This window comes from Actinocrinis sp. (assembly GCF_035650855.1).
Classification (GTDB): Bacteria; Actinomycetota; Actinomycetes; order Streptomycetales; family Catenulisporaceae; genus Actinocrinis.
The window spans coordinates 14490-32946 of record NZ_DASRGV010000104.1 but is presented as its reverse complement, the minus strand read 5'-3'; the positions used below and the strand labels follow the sequence as shown (position 1 = coordinate 32946).

The window sequence follows — 18457 nt, the reverse complement described above, 5'->3', positions numbered from 1 at the left end:
GCGGGTGCGGGTGCGGGTGCGGGTGCGGGCGCGGGCGAGGGCGAGGGTGCCGGTGCCGGTGCCGGTGCCGGTGCGGGGATTGCGCCACGGGGGACTGTGATGCGCTCTCGCTCTGGGAAGCGAATTGGGTCTACTCCGGTGGTTGGCTCTACTCCGGTGGTTGGCGCGACCCTGTGGGCTCAGTTGACTCGGGCGACCTTGTGGGCTCAGTTGACTCGGGCGACTCTGCGGGCTCGGAGGGCGAGGTCGGCTCGGTGAAGTCGCCGGCGGCGAGGCGAAGCGTGCGCAGGGTGTCGAACAAGGCACGGTGCTGGTCCGAGTCGAGTGCGCTCAAGCCGAACTGAGCGGCCATCAGATCCGCGGTCGCCTTCTCGACCACGACCCGGCCGTCCGGGGTGATCTCGGCGAGCACGCCGCGGCCGTCCTCCGGGTTGGGCTTGCGTGCGACCAGGCCCGACTTCGCCAGGCGGTCCACGATGTTGGTTACCGAGGTCGGGTGTACCTGCAGCCGCTCGCCGATCTTCGACAGCGGCAGCGAGCCGCGGCGGCTGAAGGTGAGCAGCACCAGCGCCTCGTACCTCGCGAACGTCAGGTCATACGGCTTCACGATCGCGTCCACCTCGGCCAGCACCAGCTGGTGGGCGCGCATCAGCGAGGTCACCGCGAGCATCGACGTGGACGCGCCCCAGCGCTGCTGCCACAACTCGAATGCCCGCTCGACCGGATCGAAGGGCAGGCGACCACCCGGGGTGGCCTGGTTCGGCATCGGACCGTCTTTCTCCTTGCAGTGTGCTGGCGCCTGGCTGGCCAACCGGGACGGGACGGGCCGCGACCGGGGCTGAGAGCAGAACCAGCGCCGGGGCCAGACCCGGACTCAGCCTTCGAGCAGTGCCCGGTCGCGCACCGCACCGGTCGCCGCCGAGGTGGCCAGCAGCGCGTACGCCTTGAGCGCCAGCGAGATGGGGCGGTCGCGGTCGACCGGGCGGTAGCCGTTTCCGGCCTCGAGCGCGGCGCGGCGGGCGGCCAGCACCTCGTCCGGGACGTTCAGCGTGATCGAGCGGTCGCGGATGTCGATCGCGATCTCGTCGCCCTCCTCGACCAGCGCGATCGTGCCGCCTGAGGCCGCCTCGGGGGAGATGTGGCCGATCGACAGCCCGGACGTGCCGCCGGAGAAGCGTCCGTCCGTGATCAGTGCGCACTTCGCGCCGAGGCCCTTGCCCTTGAGGAACGCCGTCGGGTACAGCATCTCCTGCATACCCGGCCCGCCCTTCGGGCCCTCGTAGCGGATGACCACCACGTCGCCCGCGACGATCCGGTTGCCCATGATCGCCTCGACCGCCTGCTCCTGGGACTCGAACACGCGCGCCGGGCCGCTGAAGGTCCAGATCGACTCCGCGACGCCCGCCGTCTTCACCACCGCGCCGTCCGCCGCGATGTTGCCCCACAGCACCGCCAGGCCGCCGTCCTTCGTGTACGCGTGCGGGACGGAGCGGATGCAGCCGTTCTCGCCGTCGGTGTCCAGCGAGGACCAGCGGTTCTCGGTGGAGAACGGCTCGGTGGTGCGCACGCCGCCCGGCGCCGCGTGGAAGAGCTCGAACGCCTCGTCGTCGGCCTTGCCGCCGCGCACGTCCCAGCGGTTCAGCCACTCGGTCAGCGTCGGGGCGTGCACCGCGTGCACCGAGTCGTCGAGCAGGCCGCCGCGGTGCAGTTCGCCGAGGATCGCCGGAATGCCGCCGGCCCGGTGCACGTCCTCCATGTAGTACGTCTTGCTCAGCGACGCCTTGTTCGGCGCCACCTTCGCGATGCACGGCACCCGGCGGCTGGTCGCGTCGATCTCCTTGAGCCCGAAGCCGACCCCGGCCTCCTGCGCCGCGGCCAGCAGGTGCAGCACCGTGTTCGTCGAGCCGCCCATCGCCACGTCGAGGGCCATCGCGTTGCCGAAGGCGGCGGGGGTGGCGATGGAGCGGGGGAGGACGGATTCGTCATCGTCCTCGTAGTAGCGCTTGGCCAGTTCGATCACCAGCGACCCGGCCCGCTCGAACAGGGCGCGCCGCTTGGCGTGCGTGGCGAGGGTCGAGCCGTTGCCGGGCAGGCCCAGGCCGAGCGCCTCGACCAGGCAGTTCATCGAGTTCGCGGTGAACATCCCGGAGCAGGAGCCGCAGGTCGGACAGGCCGAGCGCTCGATGGTGCCGAGCGTGTCGTCGGAGACGTTCTCGTCCGCGGCCGCCGACATCGCGTCGATCAGGTCGAGCTTGTCGTAGGCCACGCCGTCGCGGATGTGCGCCTGCCCGGCCTCCATCGGGCCGCCGGAGACGAACACCGTCGGGATGTTGAGGCGCAGCGCGGCCATCAGCATGCCGGGGGTGATCTTGTCGCAGTTGGAGATGCACACCAGCGCGTCCGCGCAGTGCGCGTTGACCATGTACTCGACCGCGTCGGCGATCAACTCGCGCGAGGGCAGCGAGTAGAGCATGCCGCCGTGGCCCATCGCGATGCCGTCGTCGACCGCGATCGTGTTGAACTCCTTGGCCACGCCACCGGCCTCGACGACCGACTCGGCCACGATCTCGCCGACGTTGCGCAGGTGCACGTGGCCTGGCACGAACTGGGTGAACGAGTTGGCCACTGCGACGATCGGCTTGCCGAAGTCCGACTCGGCCATACCGGTGGCCCGCCACAGCGCCCGCGCGCCGGCCATGTTCCGTCCGTGAGTCGAGGTGCGTGACCGCAATGCCGGCATGGTCGGCTCCTTGCCTGTCGCTCGTCGTACGCCGTTTCCGCTTGTTACTCGCGGGGAATATCCTCCCACCCGGTCCGTGGCGCGGACCAGGCATCCCAAGGATTGGGACAGCGTGTTGCGGGGCGGTGGGGCCGAACCGCGCGGCGGTGGGGTGGGTTACGCGGCGATGGGCTCGGGAGCGGCAGCGGGCTCAGTCAGTTCGGCGCGCACCGAGCGCTCGGCGAAGAAGGCACCGGTCGGGAGCACCGACATCACCAGCACCCACACGACGCGCTTGATGCTCCAGCGCTGCCGCCGCCAGCCGTCGAGCGCCAGCAGGACGTAGGCGATGAACAACAGGCCGTGCACCGTGCCCGTGACCGTCACCGCGATCGGCAGGCCGGCGGCGTACTTGAGCGGCATGGCCACGCACAGCAAGAGCAGGAAAGAGGCGCCCTCGGCGAGCGAGACCGGCAGGAAGTATCGACTGAATGTATTCCTTTGGTCGCTATTGTTCATGATCGCGGCCGTTTCGGGCATGGGTGATCCTTGCTGATTCGGGCTGAGCTCTGGAGGCGCGACATGCGCGGGACCATCTTACCGACGCTTGGTCGGGAAAAAGTGCTGGGGTTGTCGAGACTCCTGTCACAGCCGCGCTCCGGCACCTAATCTGTGTGGCCATGGATTGGAACAGGCGCCACTGCGCGCGGCGGGGGCACGTCCTCTACGAGCCCGTCGAACCGGAGTACCGCGACCGGATCAGGGCCGAGACGGCACTCGGCCCGGCCTGGCGCTGCCTGCGGTGCGGCGACTTCGTGCTGGAGCAGCCGAAGGGCAGCGGCCCGGCGGCCGACGCGCCCGTGGTCCCGCGCGGCAAGGTGCTGCGCTCGCTGCTGATCATGCGGCTGCTAGCGGTCGAGCGGGTCTTCCGCTTCCTGCTGGTCGGCGCGGCGGCCTACGCGGTATGGCGGTTCGAGAACTCGCAGCGGGCGCTGTCCCAGCTGTTCGAGCGGGACCTGACCCTGTTCAAGCCGCTGGCCACGCACTGGGGCTACGACCTGGACCACTCCTCGATCGTCGACACCATTCGCAAGTCCTTCAACTACAAGCACTCCACGCTGAGCGTGGTCGCGATCCTGCTGGCCGCTTACGCGGTGATCGAGCTGATCGAGGCGGTCGGCCTGTGGCTGGCCAAGCGCTGGGGTGAGTACTTCGCGGTGGTGGCCACGGCCGCGTTCCTGCCGATCGAGGTCCACGAGATCATCACCAAGCAGTCCGGGTTCAAGATCGCCACCTTCGCGATCAACGTGCTCGCGGTGCTGTACCTGCTGCTGGCCAAGCGGCTGTTCGGGCTGCGCGGCGGAAAGGCCGCCGCCGAACGGGAGCTGCACAGCGCGTCGCTGCTGGAGATCGAGGAGGCGGCGGGGGAGACGCCGGACCGGCGGCGGGGTGCTGAAGAGTCAGACGGTGCGTCTGCGTCTCTGCGAGAAGACGCGGACGTGGCTGAGGCGGCGCCCGGAAGGGTCGAGGATGAGGCTGGAGGGGAACTGCCGAGCCGCGAAACTGCGGCCGTGCATCCTTCCAGCGAATAAAATGTTAATAGTTCAACTACTGCAAGGTATCATGGGCCCATGAGCCTGGAAGACATGCGCACGGAGGCGGGCGGCACGGCGACGAGCGTCGCCGCGCCGCGCTGGCTGACCGACGCCGAGCAGCACACCTGGCGCGCCTGGCTCGAAGTGATGCGGCTGCTTCCGGCGCAGCTGGAGGACCGGCTGCACGACCGGCACGACCTGAACCTGACCGACTATCAGGTGCTGGTCGAGCTGTCCGAGTCCGCCGAAGGCAAACTGCGGATGACCGAGCTGGCCAACCGCACCTCGCTGTCCAAGAGCCGCCTCTCCCACCAGATCGGCCGGATGGAGAAGGCCGGTCTGGTGGAGCGGCAGGACTGCCCGTCGGACCGGCGCGGCGCGTTCGCGGTCATCACCGAGCAGGGCTGGGAGCTGATGCGCTCGGCCGCGCCCGGACACGTCGATGATGTGCGCGAACTTTTCATCGACCTCATGTCCGCGGAGGAGATCGAGGTCGTCGGCAAGGCGATGGACATCATCGCGCGGAAGCTGCGCCAGTCGCCCGGCCTCGGCTGCGCGAACGCGATGGCCGAGATGCAGGCCGCGGCCCGCGCCGCGTCCTAGAACGCGGCTCAGGCGAAGCGGACCACCGAGATAACGCCCGCGATGATGCAGTAGATCGCGAAGGGCGTCAGCGTCCTGGTCTCGAAGTACCGCACCAGGTAACGCACCGAGATATACGAGGCCACGAACGCGATAAGCGATCCGGCGATGGCCGGGCCGATCACGCTTGAGTTCTCCGGCTTCGCCAGCTCCGGCAGCTTGTACAGGCCGGCCAGCAGAATCACCGGCGTGGCCAGCAGGAACGCGAAACGCGCGGCGTCCTCGTGGTGCAGGCCCTTGAACAGACCGGTCACGATCGTCGCGCCCGAACGGCTCAGGCCCGGGAACAGGCCGAGGATCTGCGCCGCGCCGATCTGCACCGCGGTCCCCCGGGAGAGCCTGGCCAGCCGCACATCGCTGGCGATCTCGGGCGGCAGCTCGCGGCCGTGCCGGTCCAGTTCGCGCGGCGGCTCCAGGGTCGCCGTGCTCTGCTTGCGCCGGCTGCCGCCGCTCGCCATCACGGAGGCCGCGGCCCGCTCGCCGCGCCCGTCCCGATCCGCCCTGCGTCCCGCGCCCGCGGTCTCCGCCGCAGCGCCGCCGCCGCGCAGCCGCTCGGCCCCGATCAGGATCAGGCCGTTGAGAGCGAGGAACACCCCGGCCCATACCGGCTTGCCCAGGTGCTGGCGCAGCAGCTTGTCCAGCACCAGACCGGCCAGGCCGACCGGAATCGTGCCGACGATCAACAGCCAGGCCAGCTTCTCGTACGGGGTCTGGATCTGCCGGTTGCGCACCGAGCTGACGAGCCCCCTGATCACGCGCACCCAGTCGCGCCAGAAGAACAGGATCAGCGCGCAGGCCGTCGCCACGTGCAGGGCCACCACCAGCGCCAGGTAAGGCGACTGGTTCGCGGTCATGTCCAGCGTGCTCGCCCAGCTGCCGCCGATGAAGGCCGGGATCAGCACCGCGTGCCCGAGGCTGGAGACGGGGAACAGCTCGGCCACGCCCTGCACCAGGCCGATCACGATCGCTTCGAGATACGTCACGGTACCGGACAAGTCACAACCCCTGGGGATAGTCGGCCCTGGTGGCCGGTCGGCCGCGGCTTCGGCCGGCCGGTTTCGGGCGCAGTGCGAGAGCGGGTCGGAGCAACAATAGTCACTTCGCGAGGCTGTCCGGTGCTCGATACCAGGAATCCAGCGCCTCCGGCGGCACGCCCATCGCCTCGGCCACGTTTTCCCACGGCATCGGGTCGAGGCCGCCCGCCGCCAGCCCCACCACCTCGCGCAGCATGGCGTCCACCACCCGCCGCGCCTTGACCAGCGAGGCGAGCGCGTTCTGGTACGAGCTGCGGTCCACCTCGCGGATCGTCATCGGCAGCCAGCCGTTGATCATGCCGATGAACTGGCGGCGCAGATCCTCGTCGAGCTCGCCGGGGATCGTGACGGAGCCGTCGCACCGCACCTCGGCCAGCACGACGCCCTGCTCGTCTCGCAGGACCGCGCGTACAGCCTGGTAGCTCTCGTAGCGGTGCACGTTGGCGCCGATCCGGTCCGCGCCGGAAATATGATCGGCGAAGTCGCGCAGCCGCGGCGCGACCGAGGCCGCGTAACCGCGGAAGGCCTCGCTGGCCATCGAACCGCCCCCGTCGACCAGTGCCTGCGGCCGCTCCACGACCTCCACCCCGGCGGTCGCCCAGCGGCTGCTGCCGGTCTGCTGGTCCAGCACCACGACGTCGTAGTCGATCCGATCTGGGCGGTAGAACCGGGCCATGGCGTAACCCCCAATTCGGAGAACTGCTGCGGCCGTAAGCCGTTCGCCGGCCGTGCGCCTCCGTTCCTGGCCGGCAGGCTCCTTTTCTCGCAGGCGAAAGGGAACGGGAGGTGAACTCGGGGTGTCCGAGGGGAAACCGTTCGTGGCCGGGAAATCAGAACACGTGCGCACTCGGCCGTCACAGGGCTCTGACCGTGCGGCGCCGTTCGTCCAGCGAATCAGCGATCGAAGATGGCTGACAAGCGGATGCGCGTGCCCGGCCCGCCGAGTCCGGTGGGAGCGGGGCCGCTGAGCACGATCCGCAGTGCGCCGCCGCGGATCCGGTCCGCGTAGCCCTCAAGGCGCACGATCTCATCCGGGCCTGCGTCCTCGCCGAGGGCGGATGCGATCAGCTCGGTCGCGTAGCGGCGATTCCCGAGGGCGGTCAGCTCGGCCAAGGTAAGGCGCACCGAGTGCGTCTTATCGACGGCGACGGCGACCTCACCCACCGTCAGATGCACCGGGTCGCCCACGATGAGCGCGCCCGAGACGAGAGGAAGGGTTCGAACGTCGGTACGGCGCATCAGCTGCGCCGGGCGCCAGCCGCGACCGCGTACCCGGGTCTCGACGCTGCCGCCGGCCGCGAGGGCCCAGCGTCCGCGTATCGACGTGGCCTGTCGGCCTGTGTGGACGCCGCGATTCGGCAGATCCAGCGCAGTCATGACGCCCTCCACACGGCCGGTTCCAGTGCCCGCCCTGGCGCGACGACGCCTGGACAGGCGCCGCCGGGACCCGGGACGTTCCGAGGGTCCGGAGCGGGGGATCAGTACCCAGTAACCGATTTCGCAATCGGGCCCGGCGATCCCGGTCAGCCCCGGCGGCTTCTCCTGTGCCTTAACTGTTCCGCAGTTTCCTGTGGCCAGCCTAAAAACGAGGTAAGGGACCGGTGTGACTTGGCGGTGATTGGCGGTCAGGTTTCGGACGAGCCGGGATGGAACGCCGCCCGACCGGCGCCGGTCGGGCGGCGTCGGGTCGGGCGGGTGCGTCGGCCGGTAGGGGCCGGTCCGGTCAGGTCTCGGCGATGTGCTGAGCGAACCGGTCGCGCGCGGCCGACCAGTGGTCATGGTCGAACTTGCCGGAGCCGAGCGCGTCGGCGGCCTCGTAACCCATCACCATCGCGTGGTGCGTGTTGTCCGGCGTGAAGAGCCCGTGCCGGCCGAATGTCGTGACGTTGCGCAGCTGCTCGACCCAGTCCTCAAGCACGGACAGGTGTTCCTTGTAGCCACGCTGATAGACCGGGTAGACGTTACGCAGTCGCTTGACCTGTAGCCACTCGAGGCTGAGGGGCGGCAGACCGGTGCGATGTACCGCATCCCCGATCACGTCGGCCAGTTCCTCGTCCGAGGCGTTCCAGATCTCGTCCCCTATGTCGCAGGGCAACTCGAAGCAGACCACCGAGCGGTCCTCGGGGTCCTCGGGGTTGATCCGGTGGTTCGCCGGCTCGGAGATCCGGCTGACCGGGGTGCCGGAGGCCGGGATGTAGTGCACGTCGTGCTTGGTCCAGCGCCCGCCCCGGTGCACCGCGTACACCAGCACGATCGCCCGGAAGCGCAGGTTGCCGCTGGCCTCGACGGCCTCGTACGGCGCACCGGGTGACGTCATCCTGGCCAGCAACGGCAGCGGGAGCGTGGAGAAGACGTGCCGGGCGCGCAGCCAGCCGCTGGACTCCCAGTGGTCGAGCCCTGACCAGCCGCCGCGCTCGGCTGCGGCCGTGTGGTGCTCGGAGCGGCCGAGCCGTACCGCGATATCGCTCTCGCCTACGTCCAGCCGTTCGACCATCGCACCGAGGCGCAGCCGCGCGCCCGCGGTTACCGCAGCATCGGCGAGCGTCTCGCACAGCTGCCCGAAACCGCGGCGCGGGTACAGGTACGCGAGCGATTCGCTCGACATGGCGGAACGCACCGAGCGCACCAAAGCCGCCAGTGCAGTAGGCGCCCCGGCCTTCCGGCGCGCCTGGTCGGCGTCGATCTCATCGCCGGTCAGACCCCAGAGCTTGCGCGCGTACGGCGCGTACACCTGTTCGTACAGCGTCGGGCCGAAGCCTGCGCGCATCAGTTCGGCGTACGTGTCCGGGTTCTCAGGGGCCTTGGACCGCCGCCACGGCGTCGAGATCGCCTCGAACGCGGCGCGCGCCATCGGCACGGCGGGCAGCGCCCTGGCCAGTTCCCGCGGCTTGAACGGATACGTGATCCACTTCTCGCCGAGCAGCAGGCGCCCGTCGCGATAGCGGGTCTGCAGGTCGCCGCCGAGCAGATAGCGCAGGTCGGCGAGCACGTAAGCCGGCATGTCGGGGTTGAGCCTGTGGCTGCCGTAATCGACTCGCACACCGGCCACGTCGAACGAGGCGGCCATCCCGCCGACGGACTCGGCGCGGTCGAGAACCACGACGGAGAGACCCCGACGGGCGGCCCGCCACGCGGCGGAGAGCCCGGCCGGTCCCGCGCCGAGGACGACGAGGTCAGTACTGCTATTCAATGTGGCCGCTACTCATCCGAAGTCCGCATCCATGGCGCACTTAGCCTAGTGCGCCGCGCCTCGCCGCGTCACACGTACACGAGCACTGTTCTCTAAAGAGCGACGGCGCAGTCACCGAGTGTAGCTTCACCGGCGGTCGAGGCGGGGAATCAGCACTTCGACGGTGATGAGCTTGAGCGCGGCGGCGGTCGGGATGGCGACAAGCGCGCCGATGATGCCCAGCAGCGAGCCGCCGACCAGTACCGCGACCACCGTGACGATCGGCGGCACGTCCACGGCGTGGCGCATCACCTTCGGCAGCAGCACGTAGTCCTCGGTGAGCCGGAAGCCGATGTAGAACAACAGCGTCGCGATGGCTACGGGTGTTGACACGGTCAGCGCCACGAGTGTGACGATCGCTCCGCCGATGGTCGAGCCGATGACCGGGATCATGTCCATCAGCGCGACGAGCAGGCCGAGTGCTGCCGGGTACTGGATGCCCCAGGCGGCGGTCCAGATGTAGGTGGCCAGCCCGGCGATCGATGCGTTGAGTGCGGAGCCGAGCATGTACCGGCCGACCTGGGTGAGGATCTCGTCGCCGAGCACGCGTACCCGGTCGCGCCGTGAGGCGGGGAAGGCGCGGTACGCCACCGCGACGATGTTAGGCAGCCCGGCGAGGAAGTAGATCGTCAGCGCGACCACGGCGAGTGTGGACGTGAGGGTTGAGAGCACGTATTTGCCCGCGCCGACGATCCCGGACACCGCGGTCGTGCCGAGGCCGCGCGAGGAGAGCGCGGACTGCACCTTGCCGACGACGTGGTACTTCGCCTCCAGCCGGCCGAGATAGGTCGAGCGGTCCTGGATCTGCTGCAGCACGTGCGGAATGGCGTGCACGAGCGCGGTCACCTCGGCGGCCACCGGCGGCACGATCACCGCGAGGAATCCGGCGACCAGCGCCATCACGCCGAGCGCGACCGCGAGCACCGCGCCGGCACGCCGCATCGGCACCCGCGTCTGCCGGGTCAGCGCGGTCACGATGGGGTTAAGGGAGACGGCGAGGAACGCCGCGAGCAACACGGTCGTGATCACGCCGCCGGCGCGCGCGATCCCGCGGACCAGAAGGTAGGCGGACAGCGCCCCGGCGGCGAGGCCGAAGGCGTAGGTGAAGTAGGAGCGCTGCGGCAGCGGGGCGGCCGGTGAGTCGCCTGATACCGCCGGGACCGAAGGCGCGGAGGCGGCCGCGACAGCAGGTTCGGAGGAGGCGAAGTCGGCGGCGGTACCCGAGGCGGTGTCGGCCGAGTCCGGTGCCGGATCCGCGACGCGACTTACGCTCTGCGAAGGACCTGTAGCGTCGCCGTCCGCTGCCGCCGGCGCGGCTGCGTCGGCGGGCGGGGCCTCAGCGGCGGCAGAGGGGTCCGGAGCGTCGCCCGCGCGCGCCCCGTTCGCCTGCCCGCCCGCGCCCATAGCCTAAAGGTACAAGCCGGTCGCCCCGCTGGAGTCGCCAAGACGCTCGGCGGCCACCGCGTGAATGTCACGCTCGCGCAGCAGCACGTACTCCACGCCGCGGACCTCCACCTCGGCCCGGTCGTCCGGGTCGTACAGCACCCGGTCGCCGATCTCGACGGTGCGTACGTTCTGCCCGATCGCGACGACCTGCGCCCATGCCAACCGGTGCGACATTTGCGCGGTCGCCGGGATGAGGATCCCGCCGCTGGACCGGCGTTCTCCCTCGGCGCCGTCGGACCGGACCAGGACCCGGTCGTGCAGCATCTTGATCGGCAGTTTGTCGATAGACCCGGCGCTCTCAGTGGGCGCGGTCGGCTTCTCGTCGTCGGACTTGGATCGGGGACTCACGCCCCGACGTTAGCGCATTCCGGGCGCACGGTGCCCCGGCAGCCTGACTCGCTTATGCGTTCAGGCTGCCGGGGCACGAGCTCGGGAGAGCCGGCTGGCAGCAGGCTCTAAGAAGCCCGGCCGCGTACCGTGTGCAGCGCGACCATCCCGCCGATCACCACACCCAGGCTGCCGAGTAACGCGGCGACCCGCTGCTTACGCAGCTCGCCGGTGCGTTCCGAGACGAATTGGTACTTAACCTGCAGGCCACCTCGCCGAAGCAGGTCACGCGGGCTGAGCCGCTCGGACAGCTCGTCCAGCGTCGAGGACAGATGTTCCCGGGTGCGGTCCAGGTCCGCCTCGATCTCGGCAGGCGACCTGGTGTCCTTCACCTCGATGCGCACCTCGCCGTCGCGATGCCCGTTCGTGCTGCCCTCGAGCTGCGAACCGGCCACTTCGCCGTGCGGCGTGACCACCAGGATCGGGTTGGCGGCCGCGGTGCCCTTCTGTCCCTCGTCTTTCGCCACGTCGATCACCCCCGGGTGGGTCCGGCTGTCGTTGTTCTCCGCCATCGCTCGAACTCCCTCGCTCGTGCCTTCTCGGGACCGCCTACCCCGTTTTGCGGTTTTCCCTCGACCCGGCGCCCCGCCGCGTCCGCGCGCGTCAGCCGCCTGGCGCAGTCCCGGCCCGGCCGGGCCGAGTGGGGCGACCGTGTCGGCCCGCTCTCGTAGGCTGGTGGCCCGCCCATCAGGAGCGGGACGAAGGCAACAGACACCGAGAGACAGGACGGCCGAAGTGTCAGTGCGACTGGAACCCGGGACCGAGGCGCCGCAGTTCACGCTGCAGGACGCGGACGGCAAGCCGGTATCGCTGTCCGACTACGCGGGACGCAAGGTCATCGTGTACGTATACCCGGCGGCGATGACCCCGGGCTGCACGAAGCAGGCCTGTGACTTCCGCGATTCGCTCCAGTCGCTGGCGGCGTCCGGGTACGCGGTGCTCGGCCTCTCCCCGGACAAGCCGGAGAAGCTGGCCAAGTTCCGCGAGCGCGACGGGCTGAACTTCCCGCTGCTGTCCGACCCGGACAAGAAGGTGCTGGAGGCGTACGGCGCGTACGGCGAGAAGAAGCTGTACGGCAAGCTCGTCGTCGGCGTCATCCGCTCCACCTTCGTGATCGGCGAGGACGGAAAGATCGAGCTGGCGCAGTACGCCGTGAAGGCGACCGGGCACGTCGCGAAACTGCGCCGCGATCTCGGCCTTGACTGACCCGGGCTGGACTGACCGTGGCTGGACCGGACCCGGACTGAACCGACCCGGCCCGCCCTGACAGGGCTCTGCGCCCACCCGCACCGGAAAGCCCCACGAAGCCGTATGCTCGCGGGTCAACGGGACGACGCGCCGTCGACTCGGCGACCCGCGGACCGCTCAAGCGCGGTCGCGGACAAACACAGCATCGAGGGGGACCACCGGTGACCGCCCAGGTAAGCCTGCTTCCATCCCACGTGACCCAGGGCCAGGGCCCGGGCGTGGCGTTCCGTATCGAGGGCCAGATCGTCCCGGTCCTGCATCTGGCCATGAACGGCCAGGTCCCGGTCTACTTCGAGCACCACGTGGTGCTATGGAAGCAGCCGCAGGTGGACATCCAGATCATGCCGCTCAAGGGGGCGTTCAAGCGGGTCATCGGCGGCATGCCGATCTTCATGACCCAGGCGGTCGGCTTCGGCGAGATCGCCTTCTCCCGGGACTCGGCCGGCCAGGTCTTCCCGCTCAACGTGCCGCACGGCAGCGCGATCCTGGTGCGCGAGCACCAGTTCCTGGCCGCGACCGCGAACCTCGCCTACAACTTCGAGCGGGTGCGCGGCATCGGCTCGATGCTGTTCGGCAGCCAGGGCTTCTGGCAGGACCGCTTCGAGGCGCACCAGGGCGACGGCCTGCTGTGGCTGCACGCGCACGGCAACGCCTTCGAGGTGGTGCTCCAGCCCGGCGAGATCATCGACGTGGAGCCGGGCTCCTGGATCTACCGGGACATGAGCGTGAAGTACGAGCAGAAGGTCTTCGGCCTGAAGACCGGCATCCTCGGCGGCGGCGGGAACCTGGTGTTCAACCGGCTCACCGGGCCCGGCCGGGTCGGCCTGCAGTCCGGCTACTTCCACCCGGGCGGCGCCGAGGTCGGCGCAACCGCGGGCGCGGTGGCCGGCGGAGCGCGCGGCGGCCTGGGTGGAGCGGTGGCTGGCGGCATCATCGGCGGCCTGCTCGGCGGCAACAGCTGAGAGCCGGCAGCCACGCGGAAACGCAAGGGCGGTCTGGACTCCGTTGTCCAGACCGCCCTCGCTGTGGGTGGGGTGGTGCCGTGGTAGCTCAGGCGACGCTGTGGTTCGGGTGACTCCTGATCAGTTGCCGTGGCCGTTGAAGCCGGGGATGGCGATGGTTCCGGTGTTGAGGAACGCGTTGTCCGCCTCGACGTTCGTGAACAGCAGCGGCAGCGGGATGGTCAGGCCCTGCAGCACCGTGAGCAGGCCCGGGTTCTGCGGGGTGAAGGTCTGGTGGATCAGACCGAGCACATCCGCGGTGAACGAGGTGGACCACAGGTGCACGTTCTCCAGCGTCACCGTCTGGCCCTGGCCGCCGTCCACGTACTGGAGCTTGCCGCCGCCCTGCTGCGAGTAGGTGATCATGCTCAGCAGCGTGACCTTGGCGGCGGTGAAGTCCAGCACCTGCTCGGGTCCGTTGGCGGTCTGTATCGTCGTGACGCCGTTGTAGGTGAGGCTGTACATCGTCATCGACGGCGTGGACAGATGCCATGGCACATTGGCCGCGGTGTTGCCGTCCGAGCTGGCCGTGTTCTTCTTGATCTGCGACTTCGGCAGGCAGCTCGCGGTCGGGGACGGCGAAGCCTGAGCGCCTGCGCCGGTTGCCGCCTGCTTGACGGCGCCGCTGTGCGTGACCGTCTTCGTGCCGCTGGTCACCGCGCCGACCTTCGCCGCGCCCTGCTCGACCGCCGATGCCGCAGCGTCCGCGGCGCCGCCGCTCGTGCCGGTTCCGGTCGACTTGGTGTAGGCCGCGTTCATCACCGGCGCCGCGCCGGCCTTCGGCAGCTGCTGCGAGCCGAAGATCCAGGTCCACACGCCGTTGAGCCAGCCCCAGAAGCCGCCGGAGGACGAGCTCGACGCGCTGGGCGTCGGGGTCGGCGTGGTCGCCCCGCCCGCCGCCGGGCTGGTGGAGCCGGACGCGGACGGTGACGGGGAGGCCGAGCCGCCCGCCGTCTTCGGCGTGTTCGCCTTGGTCGAGCCGCTGGCGCTCGCGCTCGCCTGCGGAGTCGCCGTGGCGGACCGGGTGGCCGAGGTCGACGGGCTGGCGCTCGGGCTGGCGGTGCCGCAGATCGAGGTGGGAAACGGCAAGACCGAGGACGTGCCCGCCGCGCTGGCCGGTCCGGCCAGGGTCAGCGCTCCCGCGACCGCCGTCAGGGTGATCGGGGTGGCGATCGCGACCAGGGCGCGCCGGCTCGTACCGTCAGTCCTCCGGGTGCTGGTCGGCACCGCGCTCCTCCACTTCCGGAAGGTTGATCGTCGGGGCGTCCGCGCCCGCGCGGCTGCGGGCCTCGAACTCGGCGAGCTCGGCGTCACCCGTGGCCGCGGCGCCGTGCGCCTGCATCACCGCCGGGTCCGCGGCGTTCTCGTACATTCCCGGCTCGTAGGAGCCGGCCTGGTAGGGCTCGCCCTCGCCGAGTTCGGCCGGCTGTTCCTCGATCCCCGGCCGCCGACGCCGCTCGCGTCGCGTCGGAGCCTCCCAGCCCGGCCGCGGGGTCCACGCCACCGCGAGGCCGCCGCCGATCAGCGAGAGCAGAGTGCCGATGAAGAAGCCGCCGAGGTTGGTGGCGGGCAGCGCGATCAGGCCCAGCAGGATCGAGGCGATCCCGGCGAAGACCCGGTACGCCGGGGCGAACCAGATGGTCAGCCCGAACATGATCATCAGTGCGCCGATGAAGAACGCGGATACGCCGCCGACGCCCTCGTGGATGATGTTTCCGATCGAGGAGAGCGGCGCGAGCCACAGCTCGATGCCGGCCAGGACGATGAGCAGTCCGGCGGGGAACGGCCTGCCCTTGCGCCAGTGCCGGAAGGCGTGCAGTGCGCGCACTACGGCCGGTCGGCTCGGCTCACGGGGCGTCGGGCTGTCAAGGGTGTGCGTGGTCATCGCGGCTGCTCCGGTAAGGGAGGCGGTGGGTGCGGGGACTCGCGGCCCCGCACCCGCGCCTTGCGGTTGCTGACTGCTTAACGGGACGGACTGCTCCGAACCTTAGTTGCTACTAGAAGCAGGGGTTGTTGCCCATCGACATGCTCAGCGACATGTCGTGGAGCTGGAAGCTGCCCGCGTTGGTTGAGTAGGCGACCTGCTGCACGCCGGTGAGCGTGGCCTTGTCGGCCTGCTGACCGAACAGGCCGGGGGTGCCCTTGGCGCCGGTCGCGCTGCCGCTCAGCGTCGAGGCGTCCTGGCCGATGTTGATGTTCGTGAAGTCGGCCTCGCCGGCGTTCAGCTGCGACATGTCGATGATCAGGTTGTCGGCGTGCACCGCGGTCTTGCCGCCGCCCGCCTTGATGGTCAGCGTGACGTCGCCGATGACGGGGATGGTGGTGACCACCGACTGGCACAGGTTGGTGATGTCCGCCGACGCGAACGCGGAGACCGCGGCCGGGAACTGGGAGCCGTCGGCGTGGTGGTCGACGGTGCCGTACTGCACGAACCCGGTGCCGGTGAGCGACCCGGCGGTCAGCTTGAACTGCTGGCCGGAGACGGCGAACGAGGCCGCGATGGCGCCGTTGGCCATCGCGAGGGAGAGTGCGCCCGCGGCGATGACTGTCGGCACCATGACAAGGCCGAGCCGTTTCCACGAGGTGCGCCCGAGAACCTGGGCGCCGGAGGTGTCCTTCACGTCCACTCCTGATGCGTTGCGCGGCCCGCGAGACGGGGCCGCGGCGGAACCGAGGGACCGCGCCACCTGCGGTTTCGACAGGTTGAACGCGGCGGTTGGCGCTGCGAGCAGTGCGCCGGCTGGGGCGGGGACCGCACCTTCTCCGGCACTGGCCCGGTGGGGAACCGCTCGGGTCCCGCCGTGGGGGAGGGACCGGTCGGACCGGGTAGGAGCGATCGTGCTCGACACGTGGACGTAATACAAGGGGTTCGTTACCGACCGGTAACCAAGCCGTGGCCGTGCTTTCCGGCGGGTTTCCACGAGCCGGGGCGTTTCCTCGCGGGCCGATTGGCGCGGCAGCCCGCAATTCCAGGCATTTCGTGCCGCTGCTGGCACGGGTGACTACGCAGCGCGACCGGATTTTATGAAGTGCGCGATGGTAAATAGTTAGTAATGGAGTGCCGGGGGTCACTCGTCCGAGTGACCCCGCGGCTCATGCGCTTGTGCTATGCGTGGCGGCGCGTATAGGCAGGCCCGGCCAGCGAAGACGTACGTATCGGCCCGGATACAGCTAATAGCGCAGCGGCCACCGAATACGGCGCCTAATACGGCAGTTCGTGCCGCAGCGGCTTAGAACAGCAGTGAGGTGAGCCGGGCGCGGGCCGGGCCGACCCGCGGGTCCTGCGGGCCGAGCAGTTCGAAGTAGTCGAGCAGCAGCCGGCGCGCCCGATCCCGCTCCTCGCCGGAGAAGCCCTGGACCGCGGCGAGCAGCAGGGCCAGCGCCGTGTCCGCGTCCCCGCCGGCCAGCGCGGCGTCGGCGGCCGCGCACTGCGCCTCGATGTCCTTCGGGTTCTGCTTCGCCAGGGCCAGCGCCGCGGCCGGGTCCGCGTTCCGGGTCCGGCGCATCAGCTCCACTTGCGCGAGGGCCGGCTTGGCCTCGGGGTGGTTTGGGTTCTGGCTCAGCACGTTCTGCAGCGCGCGGGCCGCGCCGTCCAGGTCGTCCGCGGCGAGAGCGTCGTACGCGGCGGCCAGCGCCGGGTCCATCGGCGGCTCGGCCGCGACGGCGGCCGCGCCCTCGGCGCCGCCGAGACCGAACTCCCGCTGCGCGAGCGCAAGCAACTCGGAGATCCACTGCCGCACCTGCGCCTCGGGCTGCGCCCCGGCGAATTCACCGATCAGCTCGCCGGCCACGATCGCCTTGACCGACGGAATGCCCTGCACCCGCAAGGCCTGCGAGAGTCGCGGGTTGGCCTCGGCATCGACGCGCGCGAGCACGAAGCCCCCGGCGAACTCCGCGGCCAGTAGTTCGAGCACCCCGAGCAGCTGCTTGCTCTGCTCGGACCAGTCCGCGCCGAGGTGCAGCACCACCGGAACCTGCAGTGAGCGCTCGAGCACCGAGGACTGGAAGTCGGCCTCGGTAGCGTCCACCACGAACGCAGAGGTCTGTGAAGTGGAGCCCGCTGACGCCGGGCCCGCGCCGCCGGGCGCGCCCTGATTCGAGCCCTGCGCCGCGGCCGCGGCCGCAGGCGGCGTCGACGGCTGCTTGAGCGCGGAGAGGTCCACCACACCCGACATCGAGAACGAAGGTCGCATGTCCTCCATTCTCACATCCCCGGCGGCTCCGGCGGCGCGCCCGTGCGAAGCCTAAGATCCGGCTGCGGCGGCGAATCCACGCGCCCGGTCCCCACCGGACGCGCCCTCGGTTCTGCCGCCGCGACGCCTTGCTCAGCCGTACCGGAGTGGACGATTTCCGATACGAGTCGTAGCGTAGCGGAATCTGGCGGCGGACGGGAAGGTGGCGCGACGTGGCGTCGATCACCGGCAAGGAGCCCAATACAGCAACGCGCAATACAAATACAGTCGCCAATACAGCTGCGTCTGGTGCGGCCGCTGCATCGGCCGAGCCCGCTACCGCCGCACCGGGCCGGAACACCGGCCGCCCGCGATCAGCCGACGCCGACGAGGCGATCCTGACCGCGGCCCGCGCACTGCTGGCCGAACGCGGTTGGGACGGAATGACCCTCGGCGACGTGGCCGCCCGCGCGGGCGTGGCCAAGACCACGCTCTACCGCCGCTGGCCGGGGAAGGCCGAACTCGTCGTCGACGCCATGGCGCAGCTCTTCGACACATTGCGGCCGGTGGACGCCGGTTCGGTGCGCGCCGACGCCGTAGTCACCATCAGAGACCTGATAGCGCTGCTGGCTCGCCCGGAAACCCAGACCGCCTTCCTCGCGCTGGCCGCCCACGCGTCCCGCGACCCAGGCCTGCGCGCCGCCGTGCGCGAGAAGATCATCGACCGGCAGCGGCACCTCGTGCACGCCGGCGCCGCCCGGGCCGCGGCCCGCGGCGAGGGCCCGCAGATCACCGAACCCGACCTGCTCTTCGACGTGATCGCCGGGACCATGGTTCATCGAATGCTGATTGCCGGCGAGCCGGTGGACGACGCCTACCTCGAACGTTTTCTCGACCTCGTGCTCCCCGCGGCGCGGCGATAGCGAAGCCCTTACCGCACAACGTGTTCCAGGCCACAGTGATCCAGCCACGGCCCATCGCGGC

General features: G+C 70.1%; 18 protein-coding genes and 1 pseudogene. 5 read left to right on the top strand and 14 right to left on the bottom strand.

What is annotated here, in order from left to right:
• Positions 1–250: 250 nt before the first annotated feature.
• The 3 genes and pseudogenes from VFB40_RS08425 to VFB40_RS08415 all read right to left on the bottom strand — a co-directional run.
• Positions 251–766: pseudogene (locus VFB40_RS08425) on the bottom strand (MarR family winged helix-turn-helix transcriptional regulator); the annotation flags it as partial.
• Positions 767–874: 108 nt separating this feature from the next.
• Entirely contained in the window at positions 875–2740 is a 1866-nt protein-coding gene (gene ilvD, locus VFB40_RS08420; RefSeq protein ID WP_324848737.1) for a dihydroxy-acid dehydratase, read from the bottom strand.
• A 156-nt stretch (positions 2741–2896) separates the two neighbouring features.
• Positions 2897–3259, bottom strand: coding sequence for a DUF3817 domain-containing protein (locus VFB40_RS08415; protein ID WP_324848736.1), 363 nt, complete (start codon positions 3257–3259; stop codon positions 2897–2899).
• A 140-nt stretch (positions 3260–3399) separates the two neighbouring features.
• Here VFB40_RS08415 and VFB40_RS08410 point away from each other — a divergent pair, with 140 nt between their 5' ends.
• Together VFB40_RS08410 and VFB40_RS08405 are read left to right on the top strand one after the other, a co-directional pair.
• Positions 3400–4311 carry a DUF2127 domain-containing protein gene (locus VFB40_RS08410; RefSeq protein WP_324848735.1) on the top strand — a complete coding sequence of 304 codons (912 nt, stop codon included), beginning with the start codon at positions 3400–3402 and terminating at the stop codon, positions 4309–4311.
• A gap of 39 nt (positions 4312–4350) precedes the next feature.
• The gene (locus tag VFB40_RS08405; protein ID WP_324848734.1) at positions 4351–4917 is read left to right on the top strand and encodes a MarR family winged helix-turn-helix transcriptional regulator; all 567 of its coding nucleotides are present in this window, start codon (positions 4351–4353) and stop codon (positions 4915–4917) included.
• Positions 4918–4925: 8 nt separating this feature from the next.
• On the opposite strand, the gene VFB40_RS08400 is transcribed toward VFB40_RS08405, so the two are convergent.
• The 7 genes from VFB40_RS08400 to VFB40_RS08370 all read right to left on the bottom strand — a co-directional run bounded on the left by VFB40_RS08400 (position 4926) and on the right by VFB40_RS08370 (position 11564).
• Positions 4926–5951, bottom strand: a complete 1026-nt coding sequence (locus tag VFB40_RS08400) for an undecaprenyl-diphosphate phosphatase (protein ID WP_324848733.1) — start codon at positions 5949–5951, stop codon at positions 4926–4928.
• A gap of 100 nt (positions 5952–6051) precedes the next feature.
• Positions 6052–6666 carry a hypothetical protein gene (locus VFB40_RS08395; protein ID WP_324848732.1) on the bottom strand — a complete coding sequence of 205 codons (615 nt, stop codon included), beginning with the start codon at positions 6664–6666 and terminating at the stop codon, positions 6052–6054.
• Positions 6667–6884: 218 nt separating this feature from the next.
• On the bottom strand, positions 6885–7367 hold the full coding sequence (locus tag VFB40_RS08390; RefSeq protein WP_324848731.1) for a hypothetical protein: 483 nt from the start codon (positions 7365–7367) through the stop codon (positions 6885–6887).
• 346 nt (positions 7368–7713) lie between these two features.
• The gene (locus VFB40_RS08385) at positions 7714–9180 is read right to left on the bottom strand and encodes an FAD-dependent oxidoreductase (RefSeq protein ID WP_324848730.1); all 1467 of its coding nucleotides are present in this window, start codon (positions 9178–9180) and stop codon (positions 7714–7716) included.
• Between the two features lie 126 nt (positions 9181–9306).
• Positions 9307–10623: an AI-2E family transporter gene (locus VFB40_RS08380; protein ID WP_324848729.1), complete on the bottom strand. Its 1317-nt coding sequence runs from the start codon at positions 10621–10623 to the stop codon at positions 9307–9309.
• A 3-nt stretch (positions 10624–10626) separates the two neighbouring features.
• Positions 10627–10929 carry a GroES family chaperonin gene (locus tag VFB40_RS08375; RefSeq protein ID WP_349260074.1) on the bottom strand — a complete coding sequence of 101 codons (303 nt, stop codon included), beginning with the start codon at positions 10927–10929 and terminating at the stop codon, positions 10627–10629.
• 191 nt (positions 10930–11120) lie between these two features.
• Positions 11121–11564: a DUF3618 domain-containing protein gene (locus VFB40_RS08370; RefSeq protein WP_324848728.1), complete on the bottom strand. Its 444-nt coding sequence runs from the start codon at positions 11562–11564 to the stop codon at positions 11121–11123.
• Positions 11565–11787: 223 nt separating this feature from the next.
• Here VFB40_RS08370 and bcp point away from each other — a divergent pair, with 223 nt between their 5' ends.
• Together bcp and VFB40_RS08360 are read left to right on the top strand one after the other, a co-directional pair.
• Positions 11788–12258: a thioredoxin-dependent thiol peroxidase gene (bcp, locus tag VFB40_RS08365; protein WP_324839496.1), complete on the top strand. Its 471-nt coding sequence runs from the start codon at positions 11788–11790 to the stop codon at positions 12256–12258.
• 203 nt (positions 12259–12461) lie between these two features.
• Positions 12462–13262: an AIM24 family protein gene (locus tag VFB40_RS08360; RefSeq protein WP_324848727.1), complete on the top strand. Its 801-nt coding sequence runs from the start codon at positions 12462–12464 to the stop codon at positions 13260–13262.
• A gap of 120 nt (positions 13263–13382) precedes the next feature.
• Here the strand turns inward: VFB40_RS08360 and VFB40_RS08355 are convergent, their stop codons facing one another.
• The 4 genes from VFB40_RS08355 to VFB40_RS08340 form a co-directional block, all read right to left on the bottom strand.
• Complete coding sequence (locus VFB40_RS08355) at positions 13383–14528, bottom strand: hypothetical protein (protein WP_324848726.1); 1146 nt, start codon at positions 14526–14528, stop codon at positions 13383–13385.
• Positions 14503–15186: a DUF6114 domain-containing protein gene (locus tag VFB40_RS08350; RefSeq protein ID WP_324848725.1), complete on the bottom strand. Its 684-nt coding sequence runs from the start codon at positions 15184–15186 to the stop codon at positions 14503–14505. Before VFB40_RS08350 ends, VFB40_RS08355 begins: the two co-directional genes overlap by 26 nt.
• Before the next feature lie 112 nt (positions 15187–15298).
• Entirely contained in the window at positions 15299–15922 is a 624-nt protein-coding gene (locus VFB40_RS08345) for a DUF6230 family protein (RefSeq protein ID WP_324848724.1), read from the bottom strand.
• 609 nt (positions 15923–16531) lie between these two features.
• The gene (locus VFB40_RS08340) at positions 16532–17494 is read right to left on the bottom strand and encodes a tetratricopeptide repeat protein (protein WP_324848723.1); all 963 of its coding nucleotides are present in this window, start codon (positions 17492–17494) and stop codon (positions 16532–16534) included.
• A 212-nt stretch (positions 17495–17706) separates the two neighbouring features.
• Between VFB40_RS08340 and VFB40_RS08335 the strand changes: the two genes are divergently transcribed.
• Entirely contained in the window at positions 17707–18396 is a 690-nt protein-coding gene (locus VFB40_RS08335) for a TetR/AcrR family transcriptional regulator (RefSeq protein WP_324848722.1), read from the top strand.
• Positions 18397–18457 lie beyond the last annotated feature (61 nt).